At 69.7% G+C, this 18,229-nt stretch carries 10 protein-coding genes; 5 read left to right on the top strand and 5 right to left on the bottom strand.

All coding sequences use genetic code 11. The features are described 5' to 3' along the window. Positions 1–93: 93 nt before the first annotated feature. The 4 genes from MFF24_RS15585 to MFF24_RS15570 form a co-directional block, all read right to left on the bottom strand. Positions 94–2,607 carry a sensor histidine kinase gene (locus tag MFF24_RS15585; RefSeq protein ID WP_238225457.1) on the bottom strand — a complete coding sequence of 838 codons (2,514 nt, stop codon included), beginning with the start codon at positions 2,605–2,607 and terminating at the stop codon, positions 94–96. A gap of 492 nt (positions 2,608–3,099) precedes the next feature. Then, the gene (ahcY, locus tag MFF24_RS15580) at positions 3,100–4,506 is read right to left on the bottom strand and encodes an adenosylhomocysteinase (RefSeq protein ID WP_108942130.1); all 1,407 of its coding nucleotides are present in this window, start codon (positions 4,504–4,506) and stop codon (positions 3,100–3,102) included. Positions 4,507–4,673: 167 nt separating this feature from the next. Beyond that, a complete protein-coding gene (locus MFF24_RS15575) occupies positions 4,674–6,302 on the bottom strand; it encodes an AMP-binding protein (RefSeq protein ID WP_238225400.1) in 1,629 nt (542 codons plus the stop codon). Positions 6,303–6,455: 153 nt separating this feature from the next. Next, complete coding sequence (locus MFF24_RS15570) at positions 6,456–7,067, bottom strand: nitroreductase family protein (protein ID WP_238225398.1); 612 nt, start codon at positions 7,065–7,067, stop codon at positions 6,456–6,458. 161 nt (positions 7,068–7,228) lie between these two features. Here MFF24_RS15570 and MFF24_RS15565 point away from each other — a divergent pair, with 161 nt between their 5' ends. The 3 genes from MFF24_RS15565 to MFF24_RS15555 all read left to right on the top strand — a co-directional run bounded on the left by MFF24_RS15565 (position 7,229) and on the right by MFF24_RS15555 (position 10,025). Further along, positions 7,229–8,026: an enoyl-CoA hydratase gene (locus MFF24_RS15565; protein WP_373322699.1), complete on the top strand. Its 798-nt coding sequence runs from the start codon at positions 7,229–7,231 to the stop codon at positions 8,024–8,026. Positions 8,027–8,227: 201 nt separating this feature from the next. Then, positions 8,228–9,016, top strand: coding sequence for a hypothetical protein (locus MFF24_RS15560; protein WP_238225394.1), 789 nt, complete (start codon positions 8,228–8,230; stop codon positions 9,014–9,016). A 232-nt stretch (positions 9,017–9,248) separates the two neighbouring features. Beyond that, positions 9,249–10,025, top strand: a complete 777-nt coding sequence (locus MFF24_RS15555; RefSeq protein ID WP_238225392.1) for an endonuclease/exonuclease/phosphatase family protein — start codon at positions 9,249–9,251, stop codon at positions 10,023–10,025. Here the strand turns inward: MFF24_RS15555 and cls are convergent. After that, positions 9,919–11,355: a cardiolipin synthase gene (gene cls, locus MFF24_RS15550; RefSeq protein ID WP_238225390.1), complete on the bottom strand. Its 1,437-nt coding sequence runs from the start codon at positions 11,353–11,355 to the stop codon at positions 9,919–9,921. The two genes, MFF24_RS15555 and cls, sit on opposite strands and share 107 nt — an antisense overlap. Before the next feature lie 213 nt (positions 11,356–11,568). On the opposite strand from cls, the gene addB reads away from it, so the two are divergent. Both addB and addA read left to right on the top strand, forming a co-directional pair. Further along, positions 11,569–14,706 (top strand): double-strand break repair protein AddB, encoded by a 3,138-nt coding sequence (gene addB, locus MFF24_RS15545; RefSeq protein WP_238225389.1) that lies wholly within the window; start codon positions 11,569–11,571, stop codon positions 14,704–14,706. Beyond that, complete coding sequence (gene addA / locus MFF24_RS15540) at positions 14,703–18,137, top strand: double-strand break repair helicase AddA (RefSeq protein WP_238225387.1); 3,435 nt, start codon at positions 14,703–14,705, stop codon at positions 18,135–18,137. Before addB ends, addA begins: the two co-directional genes overlap by 4 nt. Positions 18,138–18,229 lie beyond the last annotated feature (92 nt).

Raw genomic sequence — 18,229 nt, 5'->3', positions numbered from 1 at the left:
TGGTCGCCGGCTTTCGGAGAAAGACGATGCAAAGACAAGAGGGGAGCATCGTCCCGAAAGGTGGTCGGTCGGCCTTCAGAAGCAGCGGATGCCCTACTCGGCGGCCTCGGCGAGGCTGCCCTTGCCGGGCGGCGTCTCGACCGGGAACAAGCAGGTGACGCGGGTGCCCGCGCCCGGCGCCGAGTGGATCTCGACCCGGCCGCCGTGCAGCTCGACGAAGGAGCGCACGATCGAGAGGCCGAGGCCGACGCCGCGATGCTTGGTGCCGAGCGTGTTGCTCTCGAACCGGTCGAACACCCGGTCGATCACCTCCGCCGCGATGCCGCGGCCGCGGTCGATCACGGTCAGCCGCAGCGCCGTCCCCTCGCGCCGGGCCTCGACGCGGACCTGCTGGCCGGGCGCGGAGAAGCCGACCGCGTTGGAGAGCAGGTTGAACAGGATCTGGCGCACCCGCTTGCCGTCGGCGAAGACGCTGCCGATGTCCTCCGGCACGTCGAGGTCGAGGCCGATATCGGATTCGGCCAGCCGGTCCTCGATGCCGCGGGCGGCGGCCTCCACGGTGGAGCGCACGTCGATGGTCTCGCGCTGCAGTTCGAGCGAGCCGGCATCGATCGAGGCGAGGTCGAGGATGTCGTTGATGATGACGAGCAGCGCGGCGGACGAGCGCATGATGTGCTCGGAATACTCGCGCTGGCGCTCGTTCAGCGCACCGACGGTCTCGTCGCCCAGCAGCTGGGTGAAGCCGATGATGTTGGTGAGCGGCGAGCGCAGCTCGTAGGAGACGTGGTGGACGAAGGTGTCGCGCAGCTGCGAGGCGCGCTCCAGGGCGTCGTTCTTCTCGGTCAGCGCCCGCTCGACATTGGCACTCGCGGTGACGTCGATGAAGGTCAGCAGCGTGGCGCCGAGCGGCAGCGGCTGCGAGGAGCAGTCGAGCACCGTGCCGTCGTTGATGTCGAGGCGGCAGCCATGGCCGCTGCGGGTCTCGGACAGGCCGGTGATCGACTGGCGGATGCCGGCCCACGGGCTCTGGTCCGGCGTCAGCGCCCGGCAAGCGGCGATCACCGCATCGACATGCGGCTTGCCCGCGAGCGTCGCCGGATCGAGGCGCCAGGTCGCGGCGAATGCACGGTTGGCCACCGTCAGGCGCCCGTCGGCGCCGAACACAGCCACCGGCTCCTTGAGCGCCTCCAGGGTCTCGGCCTGCTCCTTCATCAGCGCGTCGTAGCGCGAGGCGAGCTTCATGCTCTCCGAGACGTCGTGGTAGAGATAGGTCAGGCCGCCCTGCGGGTTGGGGTCGGCGACGACGCGGAGCGTCCGTCCGTCGGGCAGGTACCAGGGCGTATCGGTCGGCTCGACCGCGCGGTAGGCGGCGAGCACGTCCGCCTTCCACGAGCGGAAATCGGCCTGCTCGGGCAGCTTGCGGGCGGCGCGCAGGCGGTCGAGGATCTCGCCGTCGAGCGGGCGCCCTTCGAGGAAGGCGGGGTCGAGATCCCACAGGCGCTGGTAGGCGGCGTTGTGGAAGATCAGGCGCTGGCGCGCATCGAATATCGCCACCGCGGTCGGCAACTGGTCGAGGGTGCGCACGTTGGCGTCCATCTGCCGCTGCAGGTCGGCGCGCACGCTCTCCAGCTCCGAGACGTCGACGGCGATGCCGACGCGGCCGGCCTCCAGGGTGCTCTCGCTGACGTCGAGGGTGCGGCGCGCGCCCGCCACCACCGCCGAGAGGCGTAAGGGTTGGGGGGCAAGGCCGGGCCGGCGCACTTGGCGGGCGATCTGCTCGCGGGCGCTACGGTCGAGGAGTTCCAGACCGTGATGCAACGCCGTCTCGCGGCTCGGGGCCTCGACGGCGGCGGCGTAGGCGGCGTTGACGAAGGTGAGCGCCCCGTCCTGGGATCGGTGCCAGACCGGCTGCGGGATCGCGTCGAGCAGACCCGCGAGGGCGGCGAGGCGGCTTTTGGCTTCGTCCAGGGTATGGCGCAGCTCGATCAGCTCGCGGCGCTCCTCGGTGGTCTCGCGCAGGCGCAGCAGCGCCCGGCCGCCCACCGCCTGTCCCTGCGCCTCGATGAAGCGCCCGGCGAGGCTGCGCAGATTCGTCCGGAAGCCGGTGCCGCGCTCGCGCAACGTGGCGACCGCCGCTTCGAGGAGCTGCGCGTCCTGGGGGGTGAGCCAGGTGCCGAAGGTCAGCAGGTGCCGGGAGGCGCCCTGAATCCCGCGGGCGTCCTGGTTTCGAAAATCCTGGGCGAAGCCGGCATCGCCGACGATGCTCGGCTCGCCGCGTCCGGCCCAGGCGATGAGTACCTGATGCTCGGAATGGAGCAGCATCTCGGCCCGGTCGTGCGCGCCCCGGAGCTGAGCGAGTTCGTCCTGAAGCGCGCGCTCCTTGCGCGTCCAGCCGACGCGCTCGCGCAGATAGACCAGCGACAGGATGGTCGCGAACAGGATGAGGCCGAGGACGACGGCGAGGCCGGCAACGTTGTGCGTCTGCATCGCTCCCAGCATCGGCCTCGCTTCGATGGACGGAGCCCCCTCGGCGAGTGCGGCGACCGGCGCCGCGACGACGAGGACGCCGACGCGCGACAGGACGCGCGCCGCCCGTTCCAGACCCATGTCCCGCCCCCACCCCATACCCGGCGCTCCGCGGCGCTCGCGCCCACGGCTCGGCAAGCTCACCGAACACGCCGGGCAAATGCCGGCCGCCGCGACCGGCTTGCCGCCGCCGCGCAGGCACCTGCTTCCGAAGATTCGCGCCACTGTAACGCGGGGTCGATTCCGGCTGGAAGCGCCTTTATCGCCCCGAGGGGGTCGGCCCTGCATTCGGGCGGCACACAGCACCCAAAAGCCACACCACCGAAATGGTCTCTTGACGTAGTCTTAGGAATGATCACCGCGCCATATGGGGCCGTGATCCTAAGTCAAGTCTCCGATGCAGACGTGAAAACAGTTTCGCTGCAATCGCGACTTCCGGCCGGTGCTGGCGCCAGCTGACCCGCAAAACGAGAGAAGCCCGGCCATGGCCGAGCTTCTTGCGCGAATCTTATAGTGGAATCGATCGGTCCGGCGACCCGGCTTCCTGAACGAAGCCGGGTGCCTGAACGCCGATCAGTAGCGGTAGTGCTCGGGCTTGAACGGCCCGGTCTGCGACACGCCGATATAGGCGGCCTGATCGGGGCGCAGCTTGGAGAGCTTCACGCCGATCTTCTCGAGGTGCAGTGCCGCGACCTTCTCGTCGAGGGACTTCGGTAGCGTGTAGACCTGCCGCTCGTACTTGCCGGGGTTGGTCCAGAGCTCGATCTGGGCGAGCGTCTGGTTGGTGAAGGAGGCCGACATCACGAAGGACGGGTGGCCCGTCGCGTTGCCGAGGTTCACCAGGCGGCCCTCCGAGAGGAGGATGATGCGGTGGCCGTCGGCGAACTCGATCTCATCGACCTGCGGCTTGATGTTCTGCCACTTGAGGTTCTTCAGGCCGGCGACCTGGATCTCGTTGTCGAAGTGGCCGATGTTGCACACGATGGCGCGGTCCTTCATCGCCCGCATGTGCTCGATCGTGATGATGTCCTTGTTGCCGGTCGCGGTCACGAAGATGTCGGCGCGGGGCGCGGCATCTTCCATCGTGACGACCTCGTAGCCCTCCATCGCCGCCTGCAGGGCGCAGATCGGGTCGATCTCGGAGACGAGCACGCGGCAGCCGGCGTTGCGGAGCGAAGCGGCCGAGCCCTTGCCCACGTCGCCGAAGCCCGCGACCATGGCGACCTTGCCGGCCATCATGACGTCGGTGCCGCGGCGGATGCCGTCGACCAGCGATTCCTTGCAGCCGTAGAGGTTGTCGAACTTCGACTTCGTGACCGAGTCGTTCACGTTGATCGCCGGGAAGAGCAGCTTGCCCTCCTTGGCGAGGTTGTAGAGGCGGTGCACGCCCGTGGTGGTCTCCTCGGAGACGCCCTTGATCGAGTCGGCCAGACCCGCGAACCAGCCCTTCGGCTTCTCGGCGAGTTTCTTCTTCAGGAGCGCGAAGAAGACCTCCTCCTCCTCGGATTCCGGCTTGTCGAGGAAGGCGGTGTCGCCGTTCTCGGCGCGCAGACCCAGGTGGACGAACATGGTGGCGTCGCCGCCGTCGTCGAGGATCATGTTCGGCATGCCGCCGTCATGCCAGTCGAACAGCTTCGAGGTGTAGTCCCAGTACTCGGTCAGCGTCTCGCCCTTGACGGCGAAGACCGGGATGCCGGCGGCGGCGATCGCGGCGGCGGCATGGTCCTGGGTCGAGTAGATGTTGCACGAGACCCAGCGGATGTCGGCGCCGAGCGCCTTCAGGGTCTCGATCAGCACCGCCGTCTGAATCGTCATGTGCAGCGAGCCGGCGATCTTGGCGCCCTTGAGCGGCTGGCTCGCGCCGTATTCGGCGCGGGTCGCCATCAGGCCCGGCATCTCGGTCTCGGCGATCGAGATCTCCTTGCGGCCGTAATCGGCCAGCCCGATGTCGCGGACGATGTAATCCTTGGCAGCTGCCATCTCGGTATCCCTTTTCAGTCGTGGCCGGCGCGAAACGGCCAGTCGTTCCGGCGCATCGGCCGGTTCACCCGGCCGGGTCGGCCATCCCTGTAGCAGGGCGCGGCTTAGGGAGCAATCAAGACATAAAGATGTCTTTATGCGTTTAATTCCAGGGTGGGGCCGGCGGCCTAAGCCGGCTTGTCCCGCAATTGCCGCCGGATGATCTTGCCGCTGGTCGTCATCGGCAGGGCGTCGCGGAACGCCAGCGTCCGCGGCACCTCGTGGGCGGAGAGGCGGGCCTTGGCGAAGGCGAGGATCTCGACGGCGAGCGCGTCGGAGGGCGAGAAGCCGGCGCGCAGGGTGACGAAGGCTTTCACGACCTCGGTGCGCAGCGGGTCGGGCATGCCGACCGCGGCGGCCAAAGCCACCGCCGGATGGGCGCAGAGGCAGGCCTCGATCTCGGCCGGGCCGATCCGGTAGGCGGCGGAGGTGATGAGATCGTCCTCGCGGCCGACGAAGCGGATGTAGCCGTCAGCGTCGCGCCGAGCCCGGTCGCCCGTCATCCACCAGCCGTCTCGGAATTTTTTCGCGGTCGCCTCGGGTTGGTTCCAGTAGCCGAGGAACAGCACCGGGTCGGGCGCGCGCACCGCGATCTCGCCGGTCTCGTCGATATCCGCCTCGGTCCCGTCCGCGCGCAGCACCGCGACGCGGTGGCCGGGCACCGGCTTGCCCGTGGCGCCGGCCCGCGCCACGCCGATCCGCGCGCTGGAGGCCAGGACGAGGTTGCACTCGGTCTGGCCGTAGGCCTCGCCGATGGTGAGGCCGAGCGCGGCTCGCGCCCATTCGAAGGTCTCGGCCCCGAGCGCCTCGCCGGCCGAGGCGATGTTGCGCAAAGCGGAGAGATCGAAGGTTGCGCGCGGGTTCGCGACACTGCGGAGCATTCGCAATGCCGTCGGCGGCAGGAAGGCGTGGGTGACGCCGAGATCGGCCATCAGCCGGAACGCCGCCTCGGGCTCGAACCGGCCCGAGGCCTTCGCGACCACCGGCATGCCGAGGCGCAGCGACGGCATCAGCACGTTGAGCAGCCCCCCGGCCCAGGCCCAGTCGGAGGGTGTCCACATCAGCCTGGTCCCTTCTGCGGGAAAGCCGTGCATCAGGGTCCAGCCCGGCAGATGGCCGAGCAGGACCCGGTGGCCGTGCAGCGCGCCCTTGGCCAGCCCGGTCGTGCCGGAGGTGTAGATCATCAGCGCCGGATCGTCCGGCCCGGTCGCCCGCGTCTCGAACCCGTCCGGTGCGTCCGCTAGGACCGCGAAAAAATCCTCCGCGTGCCCGTCTGCTCCATCGATCGAGAGGATCGTGGTGAGATCCGGCAGGTCGGCGCGCAACCGCTCCAGCTTGGTCAGCCCGGCCGCGTCGGTGACGATGGCCCGCGCGCCCGAATCGGTCAGGCGGTGGCGCAGGGCCTCGACGCCGAACAGGCCGGCGAGCGGAAGCGCGATCGCACCGAGCCGGTAGGTGGCGAAGTGGGTCACCACCACCGCCGCCGATTGCGGCAGCAGCACCGCGACCCGGTCGCCCGGTCCGATCCCGCGCGCCGCGAGCGCCGCCGCGAGCCGCAGCGAATCGGAGCGAAGACGGCCGTAGCTCACCGGCTCGGGCCGGTCGTCGGCGCCCAGGACGAGAAGTGCGGTGCGGTCGGGCTCGCTCAGAGCCCAGCGGTCGCAGACATCGGCCGCGATGTTGGTGCGCTCCGGGATCTCCCAGCGGAAATCGGCGACGAGTCGTTCGTAAGTGTCGGCTGGCTCCGGCACGGCCATGTCCTCGAACCTGCGGCGGCCCCCGGCGCCGGTCCTACTTCGTCCGCCCGGCCGCGCAGCGTCGCAGCGGGGTCGATCGCGTCTCATCCGCTCTGGCTGGAGCCGGCGCAATCCGCGTTCGACACGCAGTGTTGCGGGCCCGACCTCGCGGGCTCAGTCTTCGCGCTGCGGAAAGCCGCCGTGGAAGGCAAAATCGGTGATCGGGCGGCGGGCATTCGCGCGCTCCTTGGCGCGCTGCTCCTCCGTCAATTCTGCCCAGGGTGTCGCGCGCCCGACCGCGTAGGCCGCCTCGACCCGATGATGCTCGGGCACGTTCAGCACCGTCACCGCCCGCTCCTTGTCGAAGCCGCCCATGCCGTGGACGTGCCAGCCCTGGCGGTTGGCCTGCAGCGCGAAGGCGAGAGAGGCGGCACCGGCATCGAGCGAGTGGCTGGCCGACGGCTTGAATTCGTCGCCGACCTTCATCCGGCTGTTCGAGACGAGGATGACGAGGGCGCCCGTATCCTTCGCCCATTTCTGATTGCCCGGCACCAGGAGGTCGAAGAAGGTGTCCCAGTCCGGCGTGCCGCGCAGCGCGTAGAGGAAGCGCCAGGGCTGGGAATTGTAGGCCGAAGGCGACCATCGCGCTGCCTCGAACATCCTGAACAACTCGGCCTCGGGCACCGCCTCACCGGTGAAGGCACGCGGCGACCAGCGCTCGGCGAAGATCGGTTCGATGGCGTGATCGGGCGTGCGGGTCACGGGGCGGGTCGGCTCTTCGGTCACCGGGGGCGGTCTCCGGGCTGGCAGGATGATGGTGCGGCGCACGGTATGGCAGTGCACAAGCGCGGGCTAGGGGGTGGTGTTGCCGCGCCCCTCGCTGCGCGCGAGAACGATGTGCGAGAACGATGTGCGAGATCGACGTGGATGACAGCGGCGCGACGAGGATGCCCGTGAGCGAGACCGGCCAGACCCCCCTCCTGCTGCGCACGGACCATGACGGCGTCGCCACCCTGACGCTCAACCGGCCGGCGGCCCGCAACGCCCTCTCGCTCAGCCTGCTCGAAGCCCTGCGCGACGCCTTTGCCGGTCTGGCGGAGGACCGCAGCGTGCGCGCCGTGGTGCTGGCGGCGGCCGGCCCCGCCTTCTGCGCCGGCCACGACCTCAAGGAGATGACCGGCTACCGCCGGGAGGCCGACCGCGGCGCGAAGCGGTTCGAGGAGCTGTTCGCGCTCTGCTCGGCGGTGATGATGGCGATCCCGGCCCTGCCGCAGCCGGTGATCGCGGCGGTGGAGGGCGTCGCCACCGCCGCCGGCTGCCAGCTCGTGGCGTCCTGCGATCTCGCGGTGGCGGGGGCGCAGGCGCGCTTCGCCACGCCGGGCGTGCAGATCGGCCTGTTCTGCTCGACGCCGATGGTGGCGCTCTCACGCAATCTCTCGCGCAAGGCGGCGATGCGGATGCTGCTCACCGCCGACATGGCCGAGGCGGACGAGGCGCAGCGCCTCGGCCTCGTCAACGACGTGGTGGAGGCGGGCGGCGCGCTTCCCGCGGCGCAGGCGCTGGCCGCAGGGATCGCGGCCCGCAGTCCCTATACGGTGCGGGTCGGCAAGCGCGCCTTCTACGAGCAACTGGAGATGCCCCTGGCCGACGCCTACGCCCATGCCGGCCGAGTGATGCTGGAGAACATGCTGGCACGCGCGGCGGAGGAGGGGATCGGGGCTTTCCTCAGCCGTAAGGGGCGTTGACGGACCGCGTTTCAAACTTGAACCGTGAAATGCAACCTCAGATAATATATGTTGCTACATACATTTTTCGATTGATCGGTGCCTGTTATGTCGGCTCTGTGACCCCGTCGAACGTCTCCGATTCGGTGTTTCGCTCACCTGATCCCGACGCTGAGACTGCACGCGCAGCCCATCGTTGTGCGACCTCTCGGGAGATCGGGGATGGAAGAGCATCGTCTGCCCGTCCTTAAGACGTTGAAGTCTGCCCTGAGAGATATAGCTGGCATCATCATGAAGATGCCCGTCCTATGCATGACGGTAATGTTAGTATTTCTGATTATAAAAATTTACAAGCCATCTCGAGATACATTCAAAACAGAAGATTTCACAATATGGAATATTTCGGATGCCTATTTCTATTTTGTCTTGATAGTTGCTGTCAGGGCGATTTTCGCGTTGCCGGCGTATCGATTCTTGATCGACGGCGAAGATAGGATGCAGCGGAGTTTTCGGGAAAGCATCGAAGCAGCCCTCGCCTATTGCGCTGCGTATGTAATTTTTAGGATCTTGCCTATTTTTGCTTTAGTTATTCTGGTTTCCCCAATATCGATAACAAACAATTTGGCTTTCCTTTTTTTCTACGTGGTTGTTATGATTATTGTTGTGCCTTTTTGTGTATTTTGGTACATAAGGTGGAGCCTGATCTTGCCGGCAATCGCGGTCGATTGGCAGGTAGTGAGTCTGAGTTGGACGAATTGGCTCACTAAAGGGGCCGCGTGGCGCATTTATCTATCAAACTTATTGCTCTTCGCCATCTTTTCCGTCTGTTTCAAAGTGCCTGCGTTGATGGCCTGGGGTTTCGGGTTTGAGTGGTGTGTCATTTTTATTGCGGCCGTATCTTCGACCATTATCTTGATTGGTGATGTTGCGCTCGAATCCGAGATCTATATCTGGTGTCGCGACAAAAAATCGATAGTTCTCGCAGATGTAGAGATTCCCTCGAGGATTTGATGCGTTTTTGAGAGGCGGCCGATCTCGACGCATCGAGCCTTGTGCGAGAAGAGCTGTCGTATTCGATGAGGTGCGTCCCCGGGCCGGCGAAGGGCTCACCGCTCATGTCGGTCTCTCTGAAGGGCGGACGGCATGCCGCCGCGAACCCCGCGCGACCCCGTGCATTATCTCCGGCCAAGGGTGACCGTTCCGACGGCCCCACTGCCGACACGAGATCGCGCGAAACAGCCTCATGCTCCTGCGCCGCAATGCCATCACCCTCCCCGCGCCCGGTCCCGACTCCAAAAAGATCGTGAGCTGGAACCTCCTGCGCCGCACCGGCGCGGCGGTGGATTGCCTCGTCGCGCTGATCGAGCAGGAGCGGCCCGACCTGCTGCTGATGCAGGAGGCGACCAAGGAGATCGCCGCCCTGAAGGATCGGGTCGGCGGCGTCTATGCCTGGGCACAGCTGCCGGGACGCATCCACGGGCTGGCGATGTGGAGCCCGGTCGAATGGGGCAAGCCGCCCGAGATCGTCACTCTTCCCCCGGGCGTGTTGATCGACCGGGTCTGCCAAGTGCTCGATTGGGGCGCGTTCGGCGTCGCCAACGTGCATCTCTCGCACGGGCAGGTTCTGAACCGGCGCCAGCTTCGGCGGATCGAGAGCCATCTGCCGGTCCGCGCGGCGGTGCTCGGCGATTACAACATCGTCGGCCCGGCCCTGTTGCCGGGCTTCCGCGATGTCGGCCCGCGGCGTCCCACCCACGCCATGGTCGACGTGGTGCCCCTGCGGCTCGACCGCTGCCTCGTGCGCGGCCTCGTCTGTCACGAGCGGGCCGTACTGCCCCGAGGCCTGTCCGACCATCATCCGATCGTGGTGCGCCTCTCGCCCGCACCGGAGGGCGCCGCCGCGGTCGGCCGGTTCAGAGGTATGGCAGAAGCAGTCGGACGGCTGCGTCGCGCAGGCGCACGGGGAGCAGGCGGGCGTCGAGGTCGTCCAGCGTCAGACGGGTCTGGCGCTTCCCCATGATGAAGGCTTCGAGCCTTCGAGCGAGCTCCGTGTCGTAGACCTCGACGTTCAATTCGAAGTTCAGGCGGAAGCTGCGCGAATCCCAGTTCGCGCTGCCGATGAAGCACCATTGCCCGTCGACGGTCATCGCCTTCGAATGGTCGAAGGGCGGGCCGTCGATCCAGATCCGCACGCCGCTCTTGAGCAGCGGGTCGATATGGCCGCGGGTCGCCCAATCGACGAAGCGATGATCGCTCTTCTTCGGGATGACCACGTCGACCTCGATGCCACGGGTCGCCGCGAGGCACAGCGCGTTCACGATGAGGTCGTTGGGCAGGAAATACGGCGTCGTCAGCCGGATCGATTCCTTCGCGCAGGTGATCGCCTGGAGGATCACGGTGGCGATCTTCTCGATGTCGGCGTCGGGGCCCGAGGTGACGACGCGGGCGGTGACCCCGCCGGCCGGCGCGAGCGGCGGCAGCCACGCCTCGCCGTCCAGTTCCTCGTCGGCCACGAACAGCCAGTCGGCGATGAAGGCCTGCGTCAGGTGCTCGACCACCGGCCCCTCGATCCGGAAATGGGTGTCGCGGATCGGGAAGTCCGGTTTCTGGGCGACGCGGTTGCCGTCGGAGATGTTGACGCCGCCGGTGAAGGCGACGCGTCCGTCGACGATCAGCAGCTTCTTGTGCGTGCGCAGGTTCAGGAAGGGCATCCGCCAGGGCAGCGCGGAATGCATGAACAGGCCCGCCGGCACCCCGAGCCGGCGCAGGCGCCGCCACGCCGCCGGGAAGAAGTAGCCGCTGCCGATGCCGTCGAGGATGACCCGCACCTCGGCGCCCCGGTCCTGCGCCGCCTTCAGCGCGTCGCAGAACGCCCGGCCGGTGGCGTCGTCGCGGAAGATGTAGCTCGACAGGGCGACGCTGGTACGGGCCTCGCCGATCGCCGCCAGCATCGCCGGATAGGCCTCGTCGCCGTTGCGGAACATCGCGAAGCGGTTGCCCGCCACCGTGGGAAGGCCGGTGATCGCCTGCACCGCCCGGTCGAGGGCGCGGTACGGCTCGGGCACGTGGGCTGAGGGCTGCGGCGTGTCGTCGACGGTCTGCGAGGGGCGCCGCTTCAACCGCCGGGCCCGCCGCTCGACCCGGTTGATGCCGAAGGTGATGTAGAGGAGGCTGCCGAAGACCGGCGCGAGCCAAGCCAGCCCGATCCAGCCGATCGCCGCGCCGACCACCCGCTTGCGCAGCAGCACGTGGACGCTGACGCCCACTGAGATCACGAGGCCGATGGCTGCGACGATCTCGGTGCGTAGCGAGGCCGTCGTGCCGAGCCATCGGGTGAGAACTTCTTCCACCGGTCCGCCTGCCGCCCTGCCCTGTCGGGGAATGGCCGAGGAGATAAGCCAAGCCTGGGGCGGCGAACAGGCGCCTCGCCACAGATTGCCGCCCCGTGCTAGAACAAACCTCGAACGGGAGACGGCGCGGCCGCCGCCTTTCGAAAGCCTTCACCATCTTGTCCTCAGGTGGTTGCACACACCTCCCGAGGGTCAGGTCTCATACCGTCGAGCATGTCCGCGCGCGCCGCTCCCCGCGTCTTCACGATTCCTCCCGGGGCCCCGTTCCTGCCGACGCTGGCGGAGGCCCTGGTCTCCGGCCGCCTCGTCGGCGCGGTCGGCCACGATCCCTTGGCGCTCGCCGCGGTCACACTCTACCTGCCGACGCAGCGCGCGGTGCGGGCGCTCTCGACCGTGCTCGCACAGCGCCTGGGCGGGGCGGCCCTGCTGCCGCGGATGATCCCGCTCGGCGAGGCCGACGAGGCCGAACTCGACCTCTCCTCCAATTCGCTTCTGGAGACGCCGGAAGACCTGCTCTACCCCTCGATCCCCGCGCTCGAGCGCCGGCTGATCCTGGCACGGCTCGTTCAGAAATGGGCGGAGACGGTGGACCGCGAATTGCTGCCCATCGACGACGAGGTGCCCTTCCTCGTGCCCTCCTCCCCCGCCGACGCGGTGGCGCTCGCCGCCGACCTCGAAGGGCTGATGGATGCGCTCACCGTCGAGGGTCTGCCCTGGAGCGAGATCGCCTCCGCGGTGGAGGCCGAGCATTCGCGCTACTTCCGCCTCACCCTCGACTTCCTGCGGATCGCCGCCGAGCACTGGCCCGATATCCTCGCCGCCCGCTCGCTCGCCGACCCGGCCGCCCGCGCGCGGCGCCTCGTGCTCGCCGAGGCCGCCCGGCTCGACCGTGACCGGCCGGACGATCCGGTGATCGTCGCGGGCTCCACCGGCTCGGTCCCGGCGACCGCCCGGCTGATCACGGCGGTGGCCCGCCTCCCCCGCGGCGCCGTGGTATTGCCGGGGCTCGACCTGCATCTCGACGAAGAAGGCTGGGAGGCGATCGACGGCGCGGGCGGCACGCGGGAGGAGATCGCCCACGGCCATCCGCAGGCGATCCTGCACGCTCTGACCGGGCCGAGGGGCTTGGCCGCCGGCCGGACGGAGGTCGAGACCCTCGGCGATCTCTCACCCGAGGCGGTGGCGCGGGAAAAGCTGCTGTCGCAGGCCCTGCGCCCGGCCGAGACCACCGATGCCTGGGCCCGGCTCGACCCGGCCGAACGGGTGACCCTCGCGCGGGAAGGGATGGCCGGCCTCGCCGTGGTCGAGGCGGCGGACGAGTGCGAGGAGGCGCTGGTCGCCGCGCTGGCGCTGCGCGAGACGCTGGAGACGCCCGGCGCCACCGCCGCCCTCGTCACGCCCGACCGCGGGCTGGCGCTGCGCGTGTCCGCCGAACTCGCCCGCTGGGGCATCGCGGCGGAAGATTCGGCGGGCCTGAGCCTCGCCCGCTCGCAGGCCGGCCGCTTCGCCCGGCTCGTCGCCGAACTCGCCGCCGAGGTGTCCCCGGCCCGTGTCATCGCGCTGCTCGCCCATCCCTTCGTCCGGCTGGGGCTCTCCCGCAGCGAGGTGGTGCGCGCGGCCGCCGCCCTGGAGATCGGCGGCCTGCGCGGTCCCGCCCCGATCCCGAAGAACAGTTTCGAGGGCATGCGCGCCGCGGTGGCGCTCCAGCGCAACGCCACCGAGCGGGTGCCGCGCGCCAAGAAGCGCCTGAAGCCGATCGACTGGGATCTTTCCGAGAACATCCTCGACCGGCTGGAAATCGCGCTCGACGCCTTCCGCACCGACCTCCACCCCGCCACCGGCAACCTCGTGGCGCTGGCCGCTCTCCATCGCGAGGCCTGCGAGCGGATGATGGGCGGCGTCGAGGCGGACGAGGCGATCGACGATCCCTCCCTCGACGCCCTCGACGGCCTGTTCGACGACCTCGAATCGGCCGAGCAGGAGGAACTGCCGGGGCGATTCTCCGATTATGCCGCCTTCTTCACCGCGCTCGCCCGCGACCGCACGGTGGCCTGCGCCCAGCGGAACGCGCATCCGCGCCTGCGCATCCTCGGCCCGCTCGAAGCGCGCCTGCTCTCCGTCGACCGCATCGTGCTCGGCGGGCTCGATGAGGCGGTCTGGCCGGTGCGCCAGACCACCGACGCCTTCCTCAACCGGCCGATGCGCGGGGATGTTGGCCTGAGCCCGCCGGAGCGCCGGATCGGGCAGGCCGCCCACGACTTCGTCCAGGGATTGGGCACCCACGATGCCGTGGTGACCCGCGCGGCCAAGCGCGAGGGCTCGCCGACCGTGCCCTCGCGCTTCCTCCAGCGCCTGCGCGCCTTCGGCGGCGATGCGGTCTGGGCCGGTGCCCTCGCCCGCGGGCAGCGCCTGCGCGGGCTCGCGGCCATCCTCGACCGCGGGCAGGAGGCGCCGCCGCCGCGCCTAAAGCGGCCCGCGCCGCGGCCCGATCCGGCCCTGTTCCCGGAGCGGCTCAGCGTCACCGAGATCGAGACCCTGGTGCGCGACCCCTACTCGATCTTCGCCCGCCACATTTTGGGATTGGAAGCGCTGGAGCCGATGGCCGTGGTGCCGGGCGCGGCCGAGCGCGGCAGCCTGATCCACAAGATCCTCGGCGATTTCTCGCAGGCCCATCCCGGCCCGCTGCCGACGGATGCGGAGACCCTGCTCTACACCATCGCCTTCGAGGCCTTCGGACCGCTTCAGGACCAGTATCCGGAACTCTACGCCGAGTGGTTTCCCCGCTACGAGCGGATGGCGGTGGCCTTCCTCGAATGGGAGGCGAGCCAGCGCCAGGGCCTGCGGGCAATCCACGCCGAGCGATCCGGAAAGCTGACGATCCCGCTCGGCGAGCGGACCTTCACCCTCTCGGCCCGTGCCGACCGGATCGAGGCCCGCGCCGACGGCGGCTACTGCATCGTCGACTTCAAGACCGGCACGCCGCCGAGCAATCGCACGGTCTTCGCCGGGTTCTCGCCCCAACTCACCCTGGAGGCGGCGATGCTGATGCACGGCGCGTTCGAGGGGCTGAAGGCCACCGCCCCCCCGGATCTGCTCTACGTGCACGCCTCGGGCGGGCGCGACCCGTTCCGGCCGATCCCGATCAAGCCGCCTCCCGGCGATGGCCGCCCGGTCGAGGCCATCGTCACCGAGCATCTTGAGCGCCTGCGCGGGCTGATCGCCCGCTACATGACCGGCGAGGCAGCCTATCTATCGCGGCCCTACCCGCAATATGTGCGCGCCTATAACGAGTACGATCACCTCGCCCGCGTGCTCGAATGGTCGCTGGCCGGCGAAGGAGAGGCTGCGTGAACGCCCCGCTGACCGGCTTCACCGTCGATGACCTGACCAAGGCGGCCCAGCGCCGGGCCGCCGACCCGCGCCTCTCGGCCTGGGTCTCGGCCAATGCGGGCGCGGGCAAGACCAAGGTGCTCACCGACCGGGTGCTGCGCCTGCTCCTCGACGGCGCGCCGCCCGGCCGCATCCTCTGCCTCACCTTCACCAAGGCGGCGGCCGCCAACATGTCGATCCGCGTGTTCCAGCGCCTCGGCCGCTGGGTCACGCTGGACGACGCGGCGCTGAGCGCGGAACTGATCGAACTCACCGGCGAGCGGCCCGCCCGCGACACCCTGCGGCTGGCCCGCCGCCTGTTCGCCCGCGCCGTCGAGACGCCGGGCGGCCTCAAGATCGAGACCCTGCACGCGCTGTGCGAGCGGCTGCTGCACATGTTCCCGTTCGAGGCCAACGTGCCGGCCCGCTTCGTCGTGCTCGACGACAACCAGTCGCGCGAGGCGTTCGAGATCGAGACCGACAACGTCCTCGCCGACGCGATCCTCGGCGGTAACCAGGACCTCTCCGACGCGCTTGCCGTGGTCGGCGCCGAAGCCTCCGGTGATACCCTGCGCGAGGCGATCCGCGCCGCGATGCGCACCCGCGCCCTGTTCTCGGATCACCGCGCCCTGGAGCCTGCGCTGGCCCGGCTGCCCCGCGCGCTGGCGCTGCGGGACGGCGCCAGCGTCGAGACCATCGAGCGGGAGATCCTGGAGGGCAGTAGCCTCGGCGATTGGCGCGAGATCGCGGCGAGGCTGCGCACCGGCAAGGCGACGGACGAGCGGCTGGCCGACGGGCTCGTGGAGGCGCAGGCTGCCCTCGGCCTGGGCAAGGCGCTCGCACCCTACCGCTCGGTCTTCTTCACCGACAAGGACGAGCCGCGCGCGGCGAAATCCTTCGGCACCAAGGCGGTGCCGGACGACGTGAAGCAGGCTTTGCTCGACGAGCAGGCCCGCCTCATCCCGCTCTTCGACGATCTGCGCGCCGCACGGGCGCTGGCCCGGACGCGGGGGCTGTTTCGGCTGGCCGCCGAGATCCACCGCCGGGTCGAGGCCCAGAAGACCCGGCTCGGCGCCCTCGATTTCGACGATCTGATCCACAAGACCCTCGACCTGCTCTCGCGGGTCGGCGCCTCCTGGGTCCTGTACAAGCTCGACCGCGGCGTCGATCACGTCCTCGTCGACGAGGCGCAGGACACCAACCCGCAGCAATGGGAGATCCTGCGCACGCTCACGGCCGAGTTCGCGGCCGGCGAAGGTGCCCGCGGCCTCACCCGCACCCGCTTCGCGGTCGGCGACCCCAAGCAGTCGATCTACAGCTTCCAGGGCGCCGACCCGCGGGAATTCGAGCTGACCCGCCGCGCCTGGGGCCGGGCGGCGGAAGGCGCGGGTCACGACTTCGCCGATGTCAGCCTGCGGCTCTCGTTCCGCACCGCGAACCACGTGCTCGCCGCTGTCGATGCCGTGTTCGGCGTGCCGGAGCACTTTGCCGGCCTCTCCTTCGACGCGGGCGCGCCGGGCACGGTTCACGCCTCCGCCCGCGCCGGTGTGCCCGGCGCCGTCGAGCTCTGGGGCATCGAGGAGCCGGCGGAAGCGGAAGAGCCCGATGCCTGGGCCGCCCCCGTCGATGCGCCGGAACCCAATGCGCCTGCCATCGTCACCGCCCGCCGCATCGCCCGCGCGGTGAAAGCCTGGACGACCCGGGGCGATGCTTGTGGCCGGGTCTGGCGGCCGGGCGACGTGCTGATCCTCGTGCGCAAGCGCTCGGCCGCCTTCGAGGAGGTGATCCGGGCGCTGAAAGGGCTCGGCGTGCCGGTGGCGGGCCAGGACCGGCTGGAGGTGGCGGGCCACATCGCCGTGCTCGACCTCGTCGCGGTCGGCCGCGCCGGGCTCCTGCCCGCCGACGACCTGACGCTCGCCACCGCGCTCAAGACCCCGCTCGTCGGGCTGACCGACGACGACCTTACCCGCATCGCCGCCCGGCGTCCGTTCTCCGAGACGCTGGAAGACGCGCTGACCCGCCACGCGGAGGCCGGTGACGGGGCGGCGATCCGCGGCCGCGCGGCGCTGCAGCTCTGGATCCAGCTCGCGGCGGAGAACGGCCCGTTCGGCTTCTATGCCGCCCTCCTGGGGCCGCATGGCGGGCGCAGCCGGCTGGTGGCGCGGCTCGGCGGCGAGGCGGGTGACGCCATCGACGTGTTCCTCGCCCAGGCCGCCGACGCCGAGAACGGGGGCGACGCCCCCTGCCTCGAAGCGTTCCTGTCTGACTACGTGGTGCGGCCCGGCCGTGGAAAGAGCGGCCTCTCGGTCAAGCGCGACTTGGAGGCCGGCCGCGACGAGGTGCGGGTGATGACGGTCCACGGCGCCAAGGGGCTGGAAGCGCCGGTCGTCGTCGTCATCGACGGCTGCGAGCCGCTCGGGCGCAACGACCCGCCGCTGCTCGGCCTCGACCACGCTGCCGACGGCCCGCTACCCCCGGTCTGGACCGGCGGACGCACGCAGGATTGCGCGGCCACGCTGGCCGCCCGCTCGGCACTCCAAGCGCGGGCGCGAGAGGAGCATAACCGCCTGCTCTACGTCGCCATGACGCGCGCGGCCGACCACCTTGTCATCGCCCCCTATCGCGGGGCGACGCGGGAGACGCCGGCCTCGTGGTGCGAGATGGTCCGCATCGGCCTGGAGCGGGGGCTGGGTCCCGGCGAGGCCGTCGAGACCGAGCACGGGCCGATCACGATCTGGCGCGACGGCTCGGCCGCCGCGTTTGCCGCCTCAGCGGAGGCCACGGCCCCGCCGGAGCCCGAGGCGGTGCCGGACTGGCTGTTCGCGAAGGCCGCGCCGGAGGCCGAGGCCGCACCGCCCTTGAGCCCGTCCGGCGCCCTCGGCGCGGCCGACGGCCAGCGCCAGCCGCAACGCCGACAGGGCGATGCCGAGGCCCGCCGCCGCGGCGCCCTGGTTCACGCGCTGCTCGAACACCTGCCGCGGATCGAGCCGGCCCGCCGGGCCGAAGCCGCCGAGCGTTTCGCCCGCGCCCGCGCGCCGGCGCTGGAGGAGGCCAAACGCAGGGACCTCGTGCGCTCCGTTCTGCGGCTGATCGAGGCGCCGGACCTTGCGCCGTTGTTCTCAGGCCAGGCCCGCGCCGAGGTGGCTCTGTCGGGCCGCATCGTGGTGGACGGCGTCGAGCGCGACGTCACCGGCCGGATCGACCGCCTCGTCGTCGAGGACGGCCGGGTGATCCTGTGCGACTTCAAGACCGGCCGCCCGCCGGCGGAGGATGCCCCGCTGCCCGAGCGCGAGTCGGCGCAGGTCGCCCTCTACGCGCGGCTGGCTGCCGCGATCTGGCCCGACCACCCCATCACCGCCCTGCTTGTCTGGACCTCGGGACCGGTGGTGCGACGGGTGGAGCGGACCGTCTGACCACCCTCGCCGTCATCGCGAGCGAATGCGAAGCGATCCAGCAGCGCGACCTTTTCGGAGAGGTCATGCACTGGATTGCTTCGGCTCCGCCT

The organism is Methylorubrum aminovorans, assembly GCF_022179725.1.
Classification (GTDB): domain Bacteria; phylum Pseudomonadota; class Alphaproteobacteria; order Rhizobiales; family Beijerinckiaceae; genus Methylobacterium; species Methylobacterium aminovorans.
Note: the sequence above shows the minus strand (reverse complement) of the source record. Positions and strands in the feature narration are given on the sequence as shown.

Coding starts and splice junctions, on each gene's coding strand:
- MFF24_RS15555 (WP_238225392.1), top strand. CDS start 9,249: ATGCTCCTGCGCCGCAATGCCATCACCCTCCCCGCGCCCGGTCCCGAC.
- ahcY (WP_108942130.1), bottom strand. CDS start 4,506: ATGGCAGCTGCCAAGGATTACATCGTCCGCGACATCGGGCTGGCCGAT.
- addB (WP_238225389.1), top strand. CDS start 11,569: ATGTCCGCGCGCGCCGCTCCCCGCGTCTTCACGATTCCTCCCGGGGCC.
- MFF24_RS15560 (WP_238225394.1), top strand. CDS start 8,228: ATGGAAGAGCATCGTCTGCCCGTCCTTAAGACGTTGAAGTCTGCCCTG.
- MFF24_RS15585 (WP_238225457.1), bottom strand. CDS start 2,607: ATGGGTCTGGAACGGGCGGCGCGCGTCCTGTCGCGCGTCGGCGTCCTC.
- MFF24_RS15565 (WP_373322699.1), top strand. CDS start 7,229: ATGCCCGTGAGCGAGACCGGCCAGACCCCCCTCCTGCTGCGCACGGAC.
- MFF24_RS15575 (WP_238225400.1), bottom strand. CDS start 6,302: ATGGCCGTGCCGGAGCCAGCCGACACTTACGAACGACTCGTCGCCGAT.